General features: G+C 56.2%; 16 protein-coding genes and 1 pseudogene. 16 read left to right on the forward strand and 1 reads right to left on the reverse strand.

Translation table 11 applies throughout. From position 1 onward, the window contains the following. The first annotated feature begins 13 nt into the window (after positions 1-13). The 8 genes from ABJF76_RS01045 (at position 14) to ABJF76_RS01080 (ending at position 7,961) form a co-directional block, all read left to right on the forward strand. A complete protein-coding gene (locus ABJF76_RS01045; protein ID WP_413821305.1) occupies positions 14-1,618 on the forward strand; it encodes a carboxyl transferase domain-containing protein in 1,605 nt (534 codons plus the stop codon). After that, a complete protein-coding gene (locus tag ABJF76_RS01050; RefSeq protein ID WP_413822397.1) occupies positions 1,618-2,124 on the forward strand; it encodes a macro domain-containing protein in 507 nt (168 codons plus the stop codon). The genes ABJF76_RS01045 and ABJF76_RS01050 overlap by 1 nt, the downstream gene beginning before the upstream one ends. After that, on the forward strand, positions 2,117-4,054 hold the full coding sequence (locus ABJF76_RS01055) for an acetyl/propionyl/methylcrotonyl-CoA carboxylase subunit alpha (RefSeq protein ID WP_413821307.1): 1,938 nt from the start codon (positions 2,117-2,119) through the stop codon (positions 4,052-4,054). The genes ABJF76_RS01050 and ABJF76_RS01055 overlap by 8 nt, the downstream gene beginning before the upstream one ends. Next, positions 4,051-4,719, forward strand: coding sequence for a glutathione S-transferase family protein (locus ABJF76_RS01060; protein ID WP_413821308.1), 669 nt, complete (start codon positions 4,051-4,053; stop codon positions 4,717-4,719). The genes ABJF76_RS01055 and ABJF76_RS01060 overlap by 4 nt, the downstream gene beginning before the upstream one ends. Then, on the forward strand, positions 4,720-5,571 hold the full coding sequence (locus ABJF76_RS01065; RefSeq protein WP_413821309.1) for a hydroxymethylglutaryl-CoA lyase: 852 nt from the start codon (positions 4,720-4,722) through the stop codon (positions 5,569-5,571). A gap of 1 nt (position 5,572) precedes the next feature. Continuing rightward, positions 5,573-6,364 (forward strand): crotonase/enoyl-CoA hydratase family protein, encoded by a 792-nt coding sequence (locus ABJF76_RS01070; RefSeq protein WP_413821310.1) that lies wholly within the window; start codon positions 5,573-5,575, stop codon positions 6,362-6,364. Positions 6,365-6,656: 292 nt separating this feature from the next. Beyond that, complete coding sequence (locus ABJF76_RS01075) at positions 6,657-7,445, forward strand: GAF domain-containing protein (RefSeq protein ID WP_413821311.1); 789 nt, start codon at positions 6,657-6,659, stop codon at positions 7,443-7,445. Between the two features lie 150 nt (positions 7,446-7,595). Then, on the forward strand, positions 7,596-7,961 hold the full coding sequence (locus ABJF76_RS01080; RefSeq protein ID WP_413821312.1) for an NADH-quinone oxidoreductase subunit A: 366 nt from the start codon (positions 7,596-7,598) through the stop codon (positions 7,959-7,961). A 424-nt stretch (positions 7,962-8,385) separates the two neighbouring features. On the opposite strand, the gene ABJF76_RS01085 is transcribed toward ABJF76_RS01080, so the two are convergent. Further along, complete coding sequence (locus tag ABJF76_RS01085; protein ID WP_413821313.1) at positions 8,386-9,015, reverse strand: TetR/AcrR family transcriptional regulator; 630 nt, start codon at positions 9,013-9,015, stop codon at positions 8,386-8,388. 187 nt (positions 9,016-9,202) lie between these two features. Here ABJF76_RS01085 and ABJF76_RS01090 point away from each other — a divergent pair, with 187 nt between their 5' ends. The 8 genes and pseudogenes from ABJF76_RS01090 to ABJF76_RS01125 all read left to right on the forward strand — a co-directional run. Continuing rightward, a complete protein-coding gene (locus ABJF76_RS01090) occupies positions 9,203-9,736 on the forward strand; it encodes a NuoB/complex I 20 kDa subunit family protein (protein WP_413821314.1) in 534 nt (177 codons plus the stop codon). A 63-nt stretch (positions 9,737-9,799) separates the two neighbouring features. After that, positions 9,800-10,408, forward strand: coding sequence for an NADH-quinone oxidoreductase subunit C (locus ABJF76_RS01095; RefSeq protein WP_413821315.1), 609 nt, complete (start codon positions 9,800-9,802; stop codon positions 10,406-10,408). A 1-nt stretch (position 10,409) separates the two neighbouring features. Beyond that, positions 10,410-10,583 (forward strand): hypothetical protein, encoded by a 174-nt coding sequence (locus ABJF76_RS01100; RefSeq protein ID WP_413821609.1) that lies wholly within the window; start codon positions 10,410-10,412, stop codon positions 10,581-10,583. A 2-nt stretch (positions 10,584-10,585) separates the two neighbouring features. Further along, entirely contained in the window at positions 10,586-11,482 is an 897-nt protein-coding gene (locus ABJF76_RS01105) for a sulfotransferase (RefSeq protein ID WP_413822482.1), read from the forward strand. Further along, positions 11,482-12,693 carry an NADH-quinone oxidoreductase subunit D gene (locus tag ABJF76_RS01110; RefSeq protein WP_413821592.1) on the forward strand — a complete coding sequence of 404 codons (1,212 nt, stop codon included), beginning with the start codon at positions 11,482-11,484 and terminating at the stop codon, positions 12,691-12,693. Before ABJF76_RS01105 ends, ABJF76_RS01110 begins: the two co-directional genes overlap by 1 nt. Beyond that, the gene (locus ABJF76_RS01115) at positions 12,690-12,956 is read left to right on the forward strand and encodes a hypothetical protein (RefSeq protein WP_413821317.1); all 267 of its coding nucleotides are present in this window, start codon (positions 12,690-12,692) and stop codon (positions 12,954-12,956) included. The genes ABJF76_RS01110 and ABJF76_RS01115 overlap by 4 nt, the downstream gene beginning before the upstream one ends. Before the next feature lie 79 nt (positions 12,957-13,035). Beyond that, positions 13,036-14,181, forward strand: coding sequence for an NADH-quinone oxidoreductase subunit E (locus tag ABJF76_RS01120; protein WP_413821318.1), 1,146 nt, complete (start codon positions 13,036-13,038; stop codon positions 14,179-14,181). Between the two features lie 27 nt (positions 14,182-14,208). Beyond that, a pseudogene (locus tag ABJF76_RS01125) lies at positions 14,209-14,698 on the forward strand (hypothetical protein); the annotation flags it as partial.

Below are 14,698 nucleotides of genomic sequence, written 5' to 3' on the forward strand. Positions count from 1 at the left end.
GGGCAAATGCAAAATGAAACTTAAATCTCAAATCCTATCCTCTTCCGAAACGTTTAAATCAAACCTTGCGGCGCATGAAATCGCGCTGGCTCAAGTCTCGGAAGCGGCTCAAACGGCGGCGCTTGGCGGCGGAGAAGCGTCGCGCGACCGCCACATCAAACGCGGCAAGATGTTGCCACGTGAGCGGGTGGCGAACCTGCTTGATCCCGGATCGCCTTTTCTTGAGGTGGGGGCGACGGCGGCGCATGGGCTTTATGGCGGCGCGGCCCCTTGTGCTGGCGTGATTGCGGGTGTGGGGCAAGTGATGGGCCAACAGGTGATGGTCATTTGCAACGACGCCACGGTCAAGGGCGGCACCTACTATCCGATGACGGTCAAAAAACACCTGCGCGCCCAAGAAATCGCTGAACAGAACCACTTGCCTTGCATCTACTTGGTCGACAGTGGTGGCGCCAACTTGCCCAATCAGGACGAAGTATTCGCCGACCGCGACCACTTTGGCCGTATCTTTTTTAATCAAGCACAGATGAGCGCCAAGGGCATTGCGCAGATCGCTGTGGTCATGGGGTCGTGTACTGCCGGGGGCGCTTATGTGCCTGCAATGTCTGATGTGACGATCATCGTCAAAGAACAGGGCACGATTTTTTTGGCAGGCCCACCGCTGGTTAAGGCGGCCACAGGCGAAGTCGTGTCAGCCGAAGATCTCGGGGGGGGAGATGTGCACACGCGCCTGTCTGGCGTGGCTGATTATTTGGCCGATGACGATGCGCATGCTTTGGCTTTGGCGCGCAGAAGTGTCGCAAACCTTAATCTTTGCAAAACCCCAAACATCACTTTGCAAAGCCCCGAAGAACCCGCCTATGACCCAGCCGAAGTTCTGGGTGTTGTGCCTGCCGATCTGCGCACGCCGTATGACATCCACGAGGTGATCGCCCGTGTCGTCGACGGGTCACGGTTTGATGCGTTCAAGGCGCGTTTTGGCGAAACCTTGGTGTGCGGTTTTGCCCATATCAAGGGCGTCCCGGTGGGCATCATCGCCAACAACGGTGTGTTATTTTCTGAAGCCGCCCAAAAGGGTGCACATTTCATTGAGCTGTGCAGCCAACGTCGCATCCCATTGGTGTTCCTGCAAAACATCACCGGCTTCATGGTCGGCAAACAATACGAAAACGAAGGCATCGCGCGCCACGGCGCCAAAATGGTGACGGCAGTCGCCACGACTTCGGTGCCCAAAGTCACTATGCTGGTTGGTGGATCGTTTGGCGCGGGCAACTACGGCATGGCTGGGCGCGCTTATTCCCCAAGGTTCCTGTGGTCGTGGCCCAATTCGCGGATATCTGTCATGGGTGGTGCGCAAGCGGCGGGTGTGCTCGCCACGGTCAAACGTGACGGCATTGAACGCAAAGGCGGCACTTGGTCGCCCGAGGAAGAGGCTGCATTTAAACAGCCCACCATCGACATGTTCGAAGAACAATCGCATCCGCTTTATGCCTCGGCGCGGCTTTGGGATGATGGGGTGATTGATCCGCGCAAGGCGCGTGATGTGTTGCACTTGAGTTTGATGGCCGCGCTGAACGCCCCAATAGAGGAGACGCGTTTTGGCGTGTTCAGAATGTAATGCCGATAACTGTTGTAAAATCTGACATCACCCAGTTGACGGTGGACGCTGTGGTCAATGCAGCGAACAAATCTTTACTTGGGGGAGGCGGTGTAGATGGCGCGATTCACCGCACAGCTGGTCCGCAGCTAAAGGCCGAATGCGCTGAACTTGGTGGATGCGAACCCGGCGATGCAAAAGTGACAAAAGCCTACGGGTTGAATGCAAAAATCATCATACATGCTGTCGGGCCGATTTGGCGTGGCGGAGAACAATATGAACGCGCACTACTGGAACGTTGTTATCGAAGGGCCATTGACCTTGCTCAAACGCATGGTTGCGCTTCAATCGCGTTTCCAGCGATCTCTACCGGTGCGTATTGTTTTCCCCATGATGAAGCCGCGGTGATTGCAGTGAACTCCTTGTGGGATTGCCTTTTGGATGTCCGACTTGTCGCGCTCGACGCGAGAACCCAAAGGCATTTGAACAATGCGATCCGGAAAAGGGGCAAAGTACAGAATGTTTGACACAATTTTAGTGGCCAACCGGGGCGAAATTGCCTGTCGGATCATGCAAACAGCCCAAGCTTTGGGTATCAAATGTGTCGCTGTTTATTCAGACGCAGATGCGACGGCGAAACATGTTGCTATGGCTGATATGGCCATCCACATCGGTGGCAGTGCGCCTACCGACAGTTACCTGCGGAGCGATGCAATCATTCAGGCCGCACAAGACGCGGGCGCGCAGGCGATCCATCCGGGCTATGGGTTTTTGTCGGAAAACCCTGACTTTGTAGACGCGATTGAGGCTGCTGGTTTGACCTTTATCGGCCCATCGGCGGATGCGATCCGTGCTATGGGCCTAAAGGATGCGGCCAAGGCGTTGATGGTCAAAGCGGGTGTGCCGGTTGTGCCCGGCTATCATGGGGCCGATCAGGGCGATGCGTTACTGGCGGATGAGGCGGATAAGATGGGCTATCCTGTCTTGATCAAGGCCGTCGCGGGCGGTGGCGGCAAGGGCATGCGCTTGGTCGAAGACCCAAAGTATTTCGCCGACGCGCTTGCCAGTGCACGCAGCGAGGCCAAAACCGCTTTTGGCAATGCGGATGTGCTGGTCGAGAAATTCGTGACCCACCCGCGTCATATCGAAGTGCAGGTCTTTGGCGATGGCACGAATGCGGTGCACCTGTTTGAACGCGATTGCTCTTTGCAGCGCCGCCATCAAAAGGTGATCGAAGAAGCCCCTGCACCGGGCATGACACCCGAAATGCGTAGTGTGATGGGTGACGCGGCCGTCAAAGCGGCGCAGGCCATCGGCTATAAGGGTGCTGGCACGGTTGAGTTCATTGTCGATGGCTCTGGCCCGTTACGCGATGATGGGTTCTTTTTCATGGAAATGAACACGCGTTTGCAGGTTGAGCACCCGGTGACCGAAGCGATCACAGGCGTCGATTTGGTGGAATGGCAGTTGCGTGTGGCTGCGGGCGAGGCGCTGCCTGCGGCCCAAGATGACCTAACGATTAACGGGCACGCATTTGAGGCGCGTCTTTATGCCGAGGACGTGCCTGCGGGATTCTTACCTGCGACTGGTACGCTCACGCATCTGAGTTTTCCAAATTCAGCACGCGCTGACAGTGGGGTCAGGGCAGGGGACGAGATCAGCCCGTTTTATGATCCGATGATTGCCAAGGTGATCACCCATGGGGCGACGCGCGACATTGCATTGCAACGGTTGTCCCAAGCGTTGGCGCAGACGCAAGTCGCGGGAACGGTGACCAATTTGGCGTTCCTTGGGGCATTGGCCGGGCACGCGGGCTTTGGCCGGGGCGAGGTTGATACAGGATTAATCGCGCGCGATATCGACATGCTGACGACACCGCCCGTTCGCCACCCGCGCCACGCGGTTGCGGCGGCCATGGCGCTGTCTGGCTTGGATACGCCGACCGGGGCCGCTGGGTTTTCCCTGTGGCAACCGCTGCGCCGTGCCGTGCCGCTGGCTTATGAGGAAACCCCGCTTGAGGTACATGTAAAGGTCGCCAGCCCTGACCTTCAGCACTGGACTGTGGACGGCACCGATATCACAGCCCTTAGGCGGCAAGGTGCGTGGCTCATCGATGGGCACCCGGCCCCGAAAGTGGCCATTGCGGGCAATCGGGCCACTGTGTTTGACGGCTATGGCATACCTTTTGACGCCATCGACCTTTTGGACGTGGCCGCCACGGATGCTGGCAATGGAAACTTGATCGAAGCGCCGATGCCCGGCTTGGTCAAAGCGGTCTTTGCCAAAGCTGGCGCGCAGGTGGCCAAAGGCGACAGGCTGGCCATTCTGGAAGCGATGAAAATGGAACATGCCTTGCTTGCACAGCGCGATGGTGTCATCGCTGAGGTGCTGGCCCAGGACGGCGATCAAGTCAGTGCGGGTACAGCGCTGGTCCGATTGGAGGACGAACAGACATGATCACCTTGCACCATTGCCCACAGTCGCGATCGATGCGCACGCTATGGCTGCTCAATGAACTTGATGTGCCCTTTGCCGTGAATGTGCATCCGTTTGACAAGTCCCTGCGCCGTCCTGAATTTTTGTCGCTCAGCCCGGCAGGCCGGGTGCCTGCGCTCGAAATCGATGGCGAACGGATGTTCGAAACGGGCGCGATCACGCAATACTTGTGCGAACGGTTCAGCCCAGACCGCCTTGGGCGCGGTGTGGCCAGCATGGATCGTATGGCGTGGTTGGTGTGGGTGCATTTTGCTGAAACCATCAGCCAACACGCCGCCGCGCTGACACAGCAACATGTGGTTTTGTACGAGGATCACATGCGCAGCCCAACCGTGATGAAACTAGAGGCCGCGCGCCTGCGCAAATGCTATGACGCCCTTGAGGCCCGCCTGTCGACGCCTTTGGAAAACCGCGACTATCTGTTGACCTCGGGCTTTTCGGCGGCTGATATTTCGGTGGGTCAGGCCGTCTATATGGCGCGCCATTTTGCAGCCCTTGATGATCACCCTGAAACCGCTGCGTGGTATCAACGCATATCTGAACGCGCAGGTTTTCAGAACAGCCTGCCCGCCGGGGACGGCGATGGGTTATACACGCAGGACTTTTATCCACCTTGGGAGGGTTAGATGGCCGACGCAGTCGAGATTTACGAAGTAGGTCCACGTGATGGTCTGCAAAACGAACCGCGCGAGATTCCTTTGGCCGAAAAGGTGGCGCTGATTGATCAACTGAGTGCTGCGGGCTTTCGTCGGATCGAGGCGGGCAGTTTTGTCAGCCCCAAGTGGGTGCCGCAGATGGGTGATACCCGCGCCGTATTGGCGGGGATCACGCGGGCACAGGGCGTGCGCTATGCGGCACTGGCTCCGAATATGCGCGGTTTTGATGATGCGCGCGACGCCCGCGCGGACGAGATCGCGGTGTTTGGATCAGCAAGCGAGGGGTTCTCTCGGGCCAATATCAACGCATCGATTGACGAGTCGTTAGACCGGTTTGCCCCGGTTATCGAAGCGGCGCGCCAGATTGATTTGCCGGTGCGCGGCTATGTGTCATGTGTGGTGGATTGTCCGCATGACGGGCCAACGGACCCTGCCGCCGTTGCCCGCGTTGCGGATCGGCTATTTTCCATGGGCTGTTACGAGATCAGCCTAGGTGACACCTTGGGTCACGGCGCACCTGACACGATTGCGCGCATGCTGCTTGCGGTGCGCGATGTGGTGCCGGTGGGGCGTCTCGCCGGGCATTACCACGACACGGGTGGTCGGGCGCTTGATAATATCGACGCCTCGCTTAGCCTTGGGGTGCGGGTGTTTGATGCGGCTGTTGGTGGCCTTGGGGGTTGCCCTTATGCACCGGGTGCGGCCGGAAATGTCGCGACAGAAGCCGTGGCCGCGCATCTTGAGCGGTTGGGATATCGCACCGGGCTTGATTTAGAGGCGGTGAACACGGCTGCCGCTATGGCGCAGGCGATGCGGGGCTAAGATGTTTGAAACGATTGCGATCGACGTTGATGCGCGCGGTGTGGCCACCCTGACGCTGAACCGCCCCGAAAAGCACAACGCGCTGAGTGCGCTAATGTTAGCGGAATTGACCCGAGCGGCAGGTGATCTGGGCACGGATGGTGCTGTGCGCGTCGTTGTCCTGCGTGGTGCGGGCAAGAGTTTCTGCGCGGGTGGTGATCTGGGCTGGATGCGCGAACAGATGCAAACCGACCCTGACACACGGGCGCGCGAGGCGGGCAAGCTGGCCTATATGTTGCAAGCCTTGAACACGTTGCCCAAGCCGTTGATTGGCGCGTTGCAAGGCAATGCGTTTGGGGGCGGTGTTGGCATGGCCTCGGTCTGTGATGTGGCGATTGGGGCGGATCACCTTAAGATGGGGCTGACGGAAACGCGCCTTGGCATCATTCCGGCCACCATTGGCCCCTATGTGCTGGCCCGTATGGGCGAGGGGCATGCGCGCCGGGTCTTCATGTCGTCACGAATTTTTGGAGCGTCCGAAGCTGTTGAGCTGGGCCTGTTGGCGCGCGCTGTACCTGTTGGTGATCTGGACGGAGCCGTTGAGGCCGAAGTCATCCCCTATCTGTCCTGCGCGCCGGGGGCGGTGGCTGCGGCCAAATCGCTGATGCGCACATTGGGACCGCAGATTGATGATGGCACCATTGCGACCACAATAAATGCGCTCAAAACCCGTTGGGAAACCGACGAGGCTGCCGAAGGAATCGCCGCGTTTTTTGATAAACGCCCAGCGACATGGGTAAAAAATACGACCTGACACCATGATTTATTAAGCCAAGCGAACAGGTTTGGCGGGCCCGTCTGTGAACATTGAGAAAAAGTTAACACGCTTATTTTTAAGAAATTGACGCATGTCGTGGCCATAGATGGCGTCGGCACACGGTGAAAGTGACGCGCTCGGAAAGCTCTTCAACAAATCCTTAACGCGCGTGAAATTCTCGCTTGGGAATTTCACTTCCTATTTTGATAACATTAACGTTACATTCGAGAAAGCAGGGCGTTTCCATCGGCAAAAGGAATGACCCTAAGTAACGCGCTTGGTGATCCACATGTCGTATATGTCTATTGATTTCAGTAACATGGTTGAATTTGACGCTTTAGCGCAATCTATAGTAGCAAAGCTGGGGTGTGAATTTTGTCTTGTCAGTGTTGTACACGGCGAGACCTTAACATCGTTAGGGCATTCGGACCCCGACACGCCGTCGGAAAACCGTTCTACGTCGGCGCGCGACACAATTTGCGAGCGGACCGTGCGGACCGGGCAGCCGTTGCGATTGCCTGACGTCCGCATCGACCCAGAATTACGTAACATTGCGTCAGTAAAGGCGATGGAAATCGGCGCCTACTTGGGGGTGCCTTTGAAAGTGGATGGCGAAGCGGCGGTGGGGGCCATCTGTGCTGTCTCGACAACCGCGCGGATCTGGCGGGACAGTGAGTTGGCCTATTTGCAGGCGGTTGCTGACCTCGCCGAAAGCAGAATCGAACGCCATCTTTTACGCTTCGAACGAAAAGCGCTTAGCGATGCGTTGGCCGAAAATGACGCGATCCTTAACATGTTATCTAACGTTAAGGGCAGGGGGATGACGGTGCACAACGCGGACGGTGAGTTGGTCTTTGTCAACGCGGCAATGAAAAATGACTTACAGTTGAACGACCGCGATATGCTGGCGCTGCCCAACATTGCCCGGCGCGTTCAACAATTGGCATTGCCCTTTAACGAGGCCCACGTGGTGCGTTCGACCCCGACAAACACGGAATTGAGCGTGCAAATGACGGCTGCTGACAATGGTCTAGTTCTGGCAGAATGGTGTCGCGATCTTGAAACGTCGCAAAGATGATGGCCTGCGTCGATGTACCTCGGTTTTTTTGCGCGTGATCGTGGGTGGCTTTATTGACCCTGCGCGGTCGCACGCGTAAAGCTGCTGTCAATCAGCGCTGACGCTGGATCTTGCGCGAACACATGCGCCGGACACGATAAGGAGCCAAACGTGGAAGACATGTTGCGGGAATACCTTCCCATCCTCGTATTTTTGGTCGTTGCCATTGGCCTCGGTCTTGTCCTGATGCTGTCTGCGGTGGTCATTGCGGTGCGCAATCCTGACCCTGAAAAAGTCAGCGCCTACGAGTGCGGCTTTAATGCTTTTGATGATGCACGAATGAAATTCGATGTGCGGTTTTATCTGGTGTCGATTCTTTTCATCATTTTCGATCTGGAAATCGCGTTCCTGTTCCCGTGGGCTGTGGCGTTCAAAGACGTCAGCATGGTTGGTTTTTGGTCAATGATGCTGTTCCTTGGCGTGTTGACGGCCGGGTTTGCCTATGAGTGGAAAAAAGGCGCGCTCGAATGGCAATGAGCGCGCCTGGTACTGCTTAAATAACATGTCGGCCGCCAGGACCTCGGCGGCCGTTTGAATTTAAAACGCTCTAAATTCGCGCTTACTATTTAACTGCACGCAATGAGCCGTTGCGGCTGCACGCGCAGCTTTTTTCAAACTTGTAAGAGTGAAACTTTGCTGCACCCGTGCTGGGTGCATAATGTGTAAACGTCTGATGGCTTAGGGAAAAATTGCAGTTTTCCGTTTTGAAAGTTGCTAAAAACGTAGAACTCAAGCGTTTCAGTCGTGTTGGGCGCTAAAAATTGTCAAAACGAAAGTGCCCATTTTTTAGGCGACGACATCACCTTTTTAGCAAACGCCGAGAATGAGAAGTAATTATCCAGTTTCGGTGCCGCGATTCGTGCTGAAGTAGGGCGGTTGTGCTTGTCTCCGCGCCGCGACTTTAAACTTCGGCCTTCCAGACCTGCGCGTCATCAATCGTTTCAGGCACGGAGCGATAGGACGCAATCAGACGATCAATGGCGCGACGTGACACGAGGCGGTGGCTTTCGCTTAAGCCAAGAGAGGCGACCATTTTCCAGTGGCCGTACATGATGACGACAAATAGATACGAGATCTCTGTGCAAGCGGGCAGGGGAAGGTCGGGGTATTGCAGGCGCAACTCGTGGCTAACGACCTGACCCAGCAAGGTATATTGATCGCGCAGCGTGTTGCGCAAGCGATCTGAACCTGCTGATAGGCTTAGTAGTGCGTCATATGCTTGATCGTCGCGCGGTTTGGGCGTGCCGTCCAATACATCAAAGTAGAAGTCAAAAAATACATCAAGCCGATCCTGGCCCTCGTGATGGGTGATGCCATTGATCATGGCCTCTCTGTAGGTGTCGGCCATCTGTTCGCACAGGGTCATCATCAAATCTTCGGGAGTTGGGAAATAGTAGCGCACCAACTGGCGCGTCACCCCCGCGGCTTGCGCCACGCGGTCATAAGACAGGTGAGGCAGCCCTTCTTTCAATAAGACTTTAAAGGCTCCGCTGATAATAAGCGCAGATTTATTGGGGTCTTCACGTGTCATAATACCTTGAGGAACCTAGTTGTTTACCCAAAGGTTGCCAAAGCGGGGGCTAAGGTCAAGACTCTTACCTCAAGCGTGCCTGTGGTGTGCATGCCGCGTTGACCCCCATAAGGTGCTAGGATACATGAGAAACGAACACCGACGGGCGGCGATGTCCGCCCGCATGACGCCAGGAGCATAATTAAAGATGTCGATTGCCACATCCCCCAACTCCGCCGGTATGGACCGCGACGTCGCCACCCGTGAACTGAACGAACAGTTGCAGGACAAAGGCTTCCTTTTGACCTCGACCGACGATCTGATCAATTGGGCGCGCACCGGGTCTTTGCACTGGATGACTTTTGGTCTGGCCTGTTGCGCGGTCGAGATGATGCACACGTCGATGCCACGCTACGACCTTGAGCGGTTTGGCACCGCGCCGCGCGCATCCCCGCGTCAGTCGGATCTGATGATTGTGGCTGGTACGTTGACCAACAAAATGGCCCCTGCCTTGCGCAAGGTCTATGACCAGATGCCCGAACCACGCTATGTGATTTCGATGGGATCCTGTGCCAACGGCGGCGGATACTATCACTACAGCTATTCCGTTGTGCGCGGTTGCGATCGCATCGTGCCGGTCGACGTCTACGTCCCCGGTTGCCCGCCCACTGCCGAAGCATTGCTGTACGGTATCATGCAGCTGCAGCGCAAAATGCGCCGCACTGGGACAATCGTTCGCTAATCGCGCGTTTCACAATGGTCCACCTGTGTGGGTCAATCACTCTTCTCCGACATAGGAGCACACATGACCGAAGCCCTAAATGAACTCGGCGCCTATCTCGAAGCCAAGCGCCCCGATTGCGTGCTTGAATGGGATGTCACCCATGAAGAATTGAACGTAGACGTGGCACCGGCCAATATCGCCGGTTTTGTCGAGTTTCTGCGTAACGATTCGAGCTGCAAGTTCTCGTCTTTGGTTGATATCACGGCGGTTGATTATCCGGGGCGGGCTAAGCGGTTTGAAGTGGTTTACCACTTCCTTAGCATGTACCAGAATCACCGCATTCGCCTGCGCGCGTCGATCCGAGAGGATCAGATGGTGCCGTCGATCACAGATGTACATCCGTCGGCCAATTGGTTCGAACGCGAAGTCTTTGACATGTTCGGCATCCTGTTTTCCGGCCACCCGGATTTGCGCCGCATTCTGACGGACTACGGGTTCCGTGGCTATCCGCTGCGCAAAGATTTCCCAACGACCGGATACACCGAAGTGCGCTATGATGAGGTCGAGAAACGGGTCATTTATGAACCTGTATCGCTGGTCCAAGAATACCGCCAGTTTGACTTCATGTCCCCATGGGAGGGCGCGGAATACATTCTGCCCGGAGACGAGAAGAAGGTCGAAGGGGCGTGATGTGGACATGCTGATTTGGATCGCCATAGCTGCATTGACCATCATCCCGATGTTCAAGCTGTTGCCCCATTTCGGCATCAACGCCTATTGGGCGTTTGTCTGCGTACTGCCTATCGGGACCATCGGGCTGTTGTGGTTTATGGCTCTTAAATTGCAAGAGCTGGAGAAACGCTAAGGATGGCAGCGACGTTTCTATATTGCATTGGTGCTGCCAAAGCGGGCACGACATGGCTTGCCCGTGCGTTGCGGAACCATGATCAGGCTGCGCTGCCGCAGATCAAGGAAACGCACTATTTTGACTCTGTGGAAAATAGCAGCTCGATCTGGGCACTTGATCAATTGATCCGTGTGCGCAGCGATGTGCGGGCTGAAATGGCGGCGTCTTCTGACGATAAAACCCGCGCGCGCAACACGCGCCGCGTTCAAGAGATCGACCGCTGGTTGGCTCTTGTTGGCGCACAGTGTCGCAATGATGCGATGTACCAAAATTTGATGATGCGCCCTGTTGGGCCTGCGCACCGGGTTGTGGCCGACGTCACCCCGGCCTATGCGCTGCTGAAATCCGACACCTACGCCCGCATGGCTGCCCTAAACGAGGGGCGCACCCGGTTTTTGATGATCCTGCGCGATCCGGTTGATCGTCTGTGGTCCAACATCGCGATGACAGTCACACGTCGGACGGAAAAGGGCATGCCCTTTGACGCTGCCCGCGCGACCGTGCTTGCCGAAGTCACGAGCGGTAAAGACAACCCTGAACGCGCCCGCTCTGATTATGTTGGAACTCTGGATCGACTTGAAAATGCAGTGCCTGCCGATCAACGCATGGTGCTGTTTTTCGAAGACCTGTTCCAATCAGAAACGTTAACCAAACTATCAAGGTTTCTTGGCCTTGATACGCCCCTAGAAGGGCCCAAAGAACGCATTAACGCAGGCACAGGTTTGCAAATGAACTCGGCAGAACGTGCCCAGCTCGCGGATCTGCTGCGCCCACAATATAGCAATATCCAATCCCGCCTTGGTTCTTTGCCGCAGCGGTGGCAAGACAATCTGGAAGAAAGCATGGTGACCTCATGATGGACGGCTCCAAATTCGATGACGCCCTGACCGGCGAACAGAAGATCCGCAACTTCAATATCAACTTCGGTCCGCAACACCCTGCGGCGCACGGCGTTTTGAGGTTGGTGTTGGAACTTGACGGCGAAGTGGTTGAACGCTGCGACCCGCACATCGGTCTGCTGCACCGCGGCACCGAAAAGCTGATGGAATCGCGCACCTACCTACAAAACCTGCCCTATTTCGACCGCCTCGATTATGTGGCGCCGATGAACCAAGAACACGCTTGGTGTTTGGCTATTGAAAAGCTGACGGGCGTCGAAGTGCCCCGCCGGGCCTCATTGATCCGTGTGCTGTATAGCGAAATTGGTCGTGTGCTGAACCACTTACTAAACGTGACGACGCAAGCCATGGATGTGGGCGCGCTAACGCCGCCGCTTTGGGGCTTTGAACAGCGCGAAATTTTGATGGAATTCTACGAACGCGCAAGTGGTGCACGCCTGCACGCGGCCTATTTCCGTCCCGGTGGTGTGCATCAGGACCTGCCCGATGCGCTGCTCGATGATATCGAACAATGGGCGCATGAATACCCTGAATTCATGGCCGACATCGACGGGCTACTGACCGAGAACCGCATCTTCAAACAGCGCAATGTCGACATCGGCGTCGTGACCGAAGACGACATTTTGAACTATGGCTTTTCTGGTGTTATGGTGCGCGGATCTGGCCTTGCTTGGGATTTGCGCCGCAGCCAACCCTATGAATGCTATGATGAATTCGACTTCCAAGTCCCAGTCGGCAAGAACGGCGACTGTTATGACCGCTATTTGGTCCGCATGGAAGAGATGCGCCAATCGGTGAGCATCATCAAACAAGCGGTCGCAAAATTGCGCGACTGCCCGGGTGACATTCTGGCGCGCGGTAAACTGACGCCACCCTCGCGCACTGACATGAAAACCTCGATGGAAGCGCTGATTCACCACTTCAAGCTTTACACCGAAGGCTTCCACGTTCCTGAAGGCGAAGTGTATTGCGCCGTCGAAGCACCCAAAGGCGAATTCGGCGTTTATCTCGTGGCCGATGGATCGAACAAACCCTACCGTGCCAAACTGCGTGCGCCCGGCTTCTTGCACCTGCAAGCGATGGATCACATGAGCACGGGCCACCAATTGGCCGACGTCGCCGCGATCATCGGCACGATGGATGTTGTGTTCGGAGAAATCGACCGATGAAACGGCTTGTTCTGACCGCGATTTTTGTGACCTTTGGGGCATCGGCATTTGCCGATGACCAAAAGAAAGCTCTGATCGAGACGATGAACGCCAATGACTGCCAAATGACCTCAGCACAGGCCGATGTCCAAATGCCAAAGCTTGGCATTGATCGGCCTACGGCGATCCGTCTGTCACGCGACATGATGGCCGAAGGGATCGCCGCCTTTGCCGCTGACGAAGAAACGCTTTTGCTTTTGCCACCCGCCTGCACATCCGGATGACGCATCCCTTGCTTCATCTTGCCAAATAAACTCCCGCCGGAGGCTCCCAAAGTCTCCACCCAGACCGAGAGACCAGATTATGCTCCGCCGCCTTCACAAAGACCAACCCGATAGCTTCGCGTTCACCCCGGCCAATCAGGCTTGGGCCGAAGCCCAGATTACCAAATATCCCGAAGGCCGTCAGGCATCGGCCATCATCCCACTTCTTTGGCGTGCTCAAGAACAAGAAGGGTGGTTGACCCGCCCGGCGATTGAAACCGTTTGCAACATGCTGGATATGGCGTTCATCCGTGGCCTCGAAGTGGCGTCGTTCTACTTTATGTTTCAGTTGCAACCTGTTGGTTCTGTTGCGCATATCCAAGTTTGCGGCACCACATCTTGTATGATTTGCGGCGCCGAAGATTTGGTATCGGTGTGCAAAGAAAAGATCGCAAAGAAAGCGCATCAACTTAGCGCGGATGGCAAATTCAGCTGGGAAGAGGTCGAATGCCTCGGGTCCTGCGCCAATGCGCCCATGGCCCAGATCGGCAAAGACTACTTCGAGGATTTGACCGCTGCCCGCATGGGCGAACTGATCGATGAATTGGCCGCCGGCAAAGTGCCAACACCGGGCCCACAAAATGGGCGCTACGCGGCAGAGCCTCTTGGCGGTCTGACGACGCTCAAGGATTTTGACAGCGGGCAGACAAAATACAACGCCTCGGTCCAATTGGCCGTCGACATTGGCGACACGGTGAAACGCATCGACGGGACCGAAGTGCCATTGCTTGCGCCGTGGCAGGGCAAATCTGCGAACAGCAATGCAAAATCCGAAGCCAAGGCTGCAAAACCTGCTCAGTCAAAGGCCGCACAAAAGGCGAAACCTGCTGAAAAAGTGACGCCAGCCGCTAAGCCAAAAGTCGAAGCGGCTGTCGCTCCGGCCGAAGGGCCGGGAACTAAACCAGCTACTCTTGATGCGGCACGCGATGGTGGCGCGGACAATTTGAAGATGATCAAAGGGGTCGGACCCAAGCTGGAATCTTTGTTGCACCGGTTGGGCTTTTTCCACTTTGATCAGGTCGCGGCATGGACCGCTGACGAAATCGCTTGGGTGGATCAAAACCTCGAAGGCTTTAAGGGGCGGGTGAGTCGTGACAACTGGGTTGCGCAGGCCGGACCGCTGTCGCGGGGAGAAGAGACAGAATTTTCCCAACGCGCCAAAAAAGACGGTATGTATAAAAAGTAACACCGTAATGTCGAAGGGGGGACTGTCATGAATAACAATCAAGAAACGATCAGCTGCACAAAAGGATGTTGGCTGATTGCTGCAGGTGCGGGGGTGCTTGTTGCGCTTTTATTGTTGGTGATCGGGGGCTGGTCATTTTTATCATCGATCTTTTGGGGGATCGTTCTGTTCGTGATCGCAGGGCTGCTGCTGAATTGGATCATGTGCCGCCCCGAAGCGTCATTAAGCGATAGCCAGGGTAACGGCTCAAGTGCCGCATCCACGTCGGCGCAAGCTTCTTCTGCCCAATCCGGGGCAACAGCGGCGACTGAACCTGCGTCTACGACCGCGACGACTGCCGCAACCACGGCAACGGCCACGGCCGCTGCATCCGCGGCGACGACGTCGGAAAAAGTAGCCTCGGCACCCAAAGCTGTCGAAATCAAACCGAGCGCGCCATTGGCTGGACAAGCTGAATTGGCGTCCCGCAAGGGTGATTGGAAATACGAAGGCGAGGTTGTGAAAGACGCAGCTGACG

The organism is Tateyamaria sp., from assembly GCF_039940735.1.
Lineage (GTDB): Bacteria > Pseudomonadota > Alphaproteobacteria > Rhodobacterales > Rhodobacteraceae > Tateyamaria.

Bases quoted from the DNA above. Each gene is read 5' to 3' on its own strand.
- ABJF76_RS01045 (WP_413821305.1), top strand. From the start codon at position 14: ATGAAACTTAAATCTCAAATCCTATCCTCTTCCGAAACGTTTAAATCA.
- ABJF76_RS01050 (WP_413822397.1), top strand. From the start codon at position 1,618: ATGCCGATAACTGTTGTAAAATCTGACATCACCCAGTTGACGGTGGAC.
- ABJF76_RS01055 (WP_413821307.1), top strand. From the start codon at position 2,117: ATGTTTGACACAATTTTAGTGGCCAACCGGGGCGAAATTGCCTGTCGG.
- ABJF76_RS01060 (WP_413821308.1), top strand. From the start codon at position 4,051: ATGATCACCTTGCACCATTGCCCACAGTCGCGATCGATGCGCACGCTA.
- ABJF76_RS01065 (WP_413821309.1), top strand. From the start codon at position 4,720: ATGGCCGACGCAGTCGAGATTTACGAAGTAGGTCCACGTGATGGTCTG.
- ABJF76_RS01070 (WP_413821310.1), top strand. From the start codon at position 5,573: ATGTTTGAAACGATTGCGATCGACGTTGATGCGCGCGGTGTGGCCACC.
- ABJF76_RS01075 (WP_413821311.1), top strand. From the start codon at position 6,657: ATGTCGTATATGTCTATTGATTTCAGTAACATGGTTGAATTTGACGCT.
- ABJF76_RS01085 (WP_413821313.1), bottom strand. From the start codon at position 9,015: ATGACACGTGAAGACCCCAATAAATCTGCGCTTATTATCAGCGGAGCC.
- ABJF76_RS01090 (WP_413821314.1), top strand. From the start codon at position 9,203: ATGTCGATTGCCACATCCCCCAACTCCGCCGGTATGGACCGCGACGTC.
- ABJF76_RS01095 (WP_413821315.1), top strand. From the start codon at position 9,800: ATGACCGAAGCCCTAAATGAACTCGGCGCCTATCTCGAAGCCAAGCGC.
- ABJF76_RS01105 (WP_413822482.1), top strand. From the start codon at position 10,586: ATGGCAGCGACGTTTCTATATTGCATTGGTGCTGCCAAAGCGGGCACG.
- ABJF76_RS01110 (WP_413821592.1), top strand. From the start codon at position 11,482: ATGGACGGCTCCAAATTCGATGACGCCCTGACCGGCGAACAGAAGATC.
- ABJF76_RS01115 (WP_413821317.1), top strand. From the start codon at position 12,690: ATGAAACGGCTTGTTCTGACCGCGATTTTTGTGACCTTTGGGGCATCG.
- ABJF76_RS01120 (WP_413821318.1), top strand. From the start codon at position 13,036: ATGCTCCGCCGCCTTCACAAAGACCAACCCGATAGCTTCGCGTTCACC.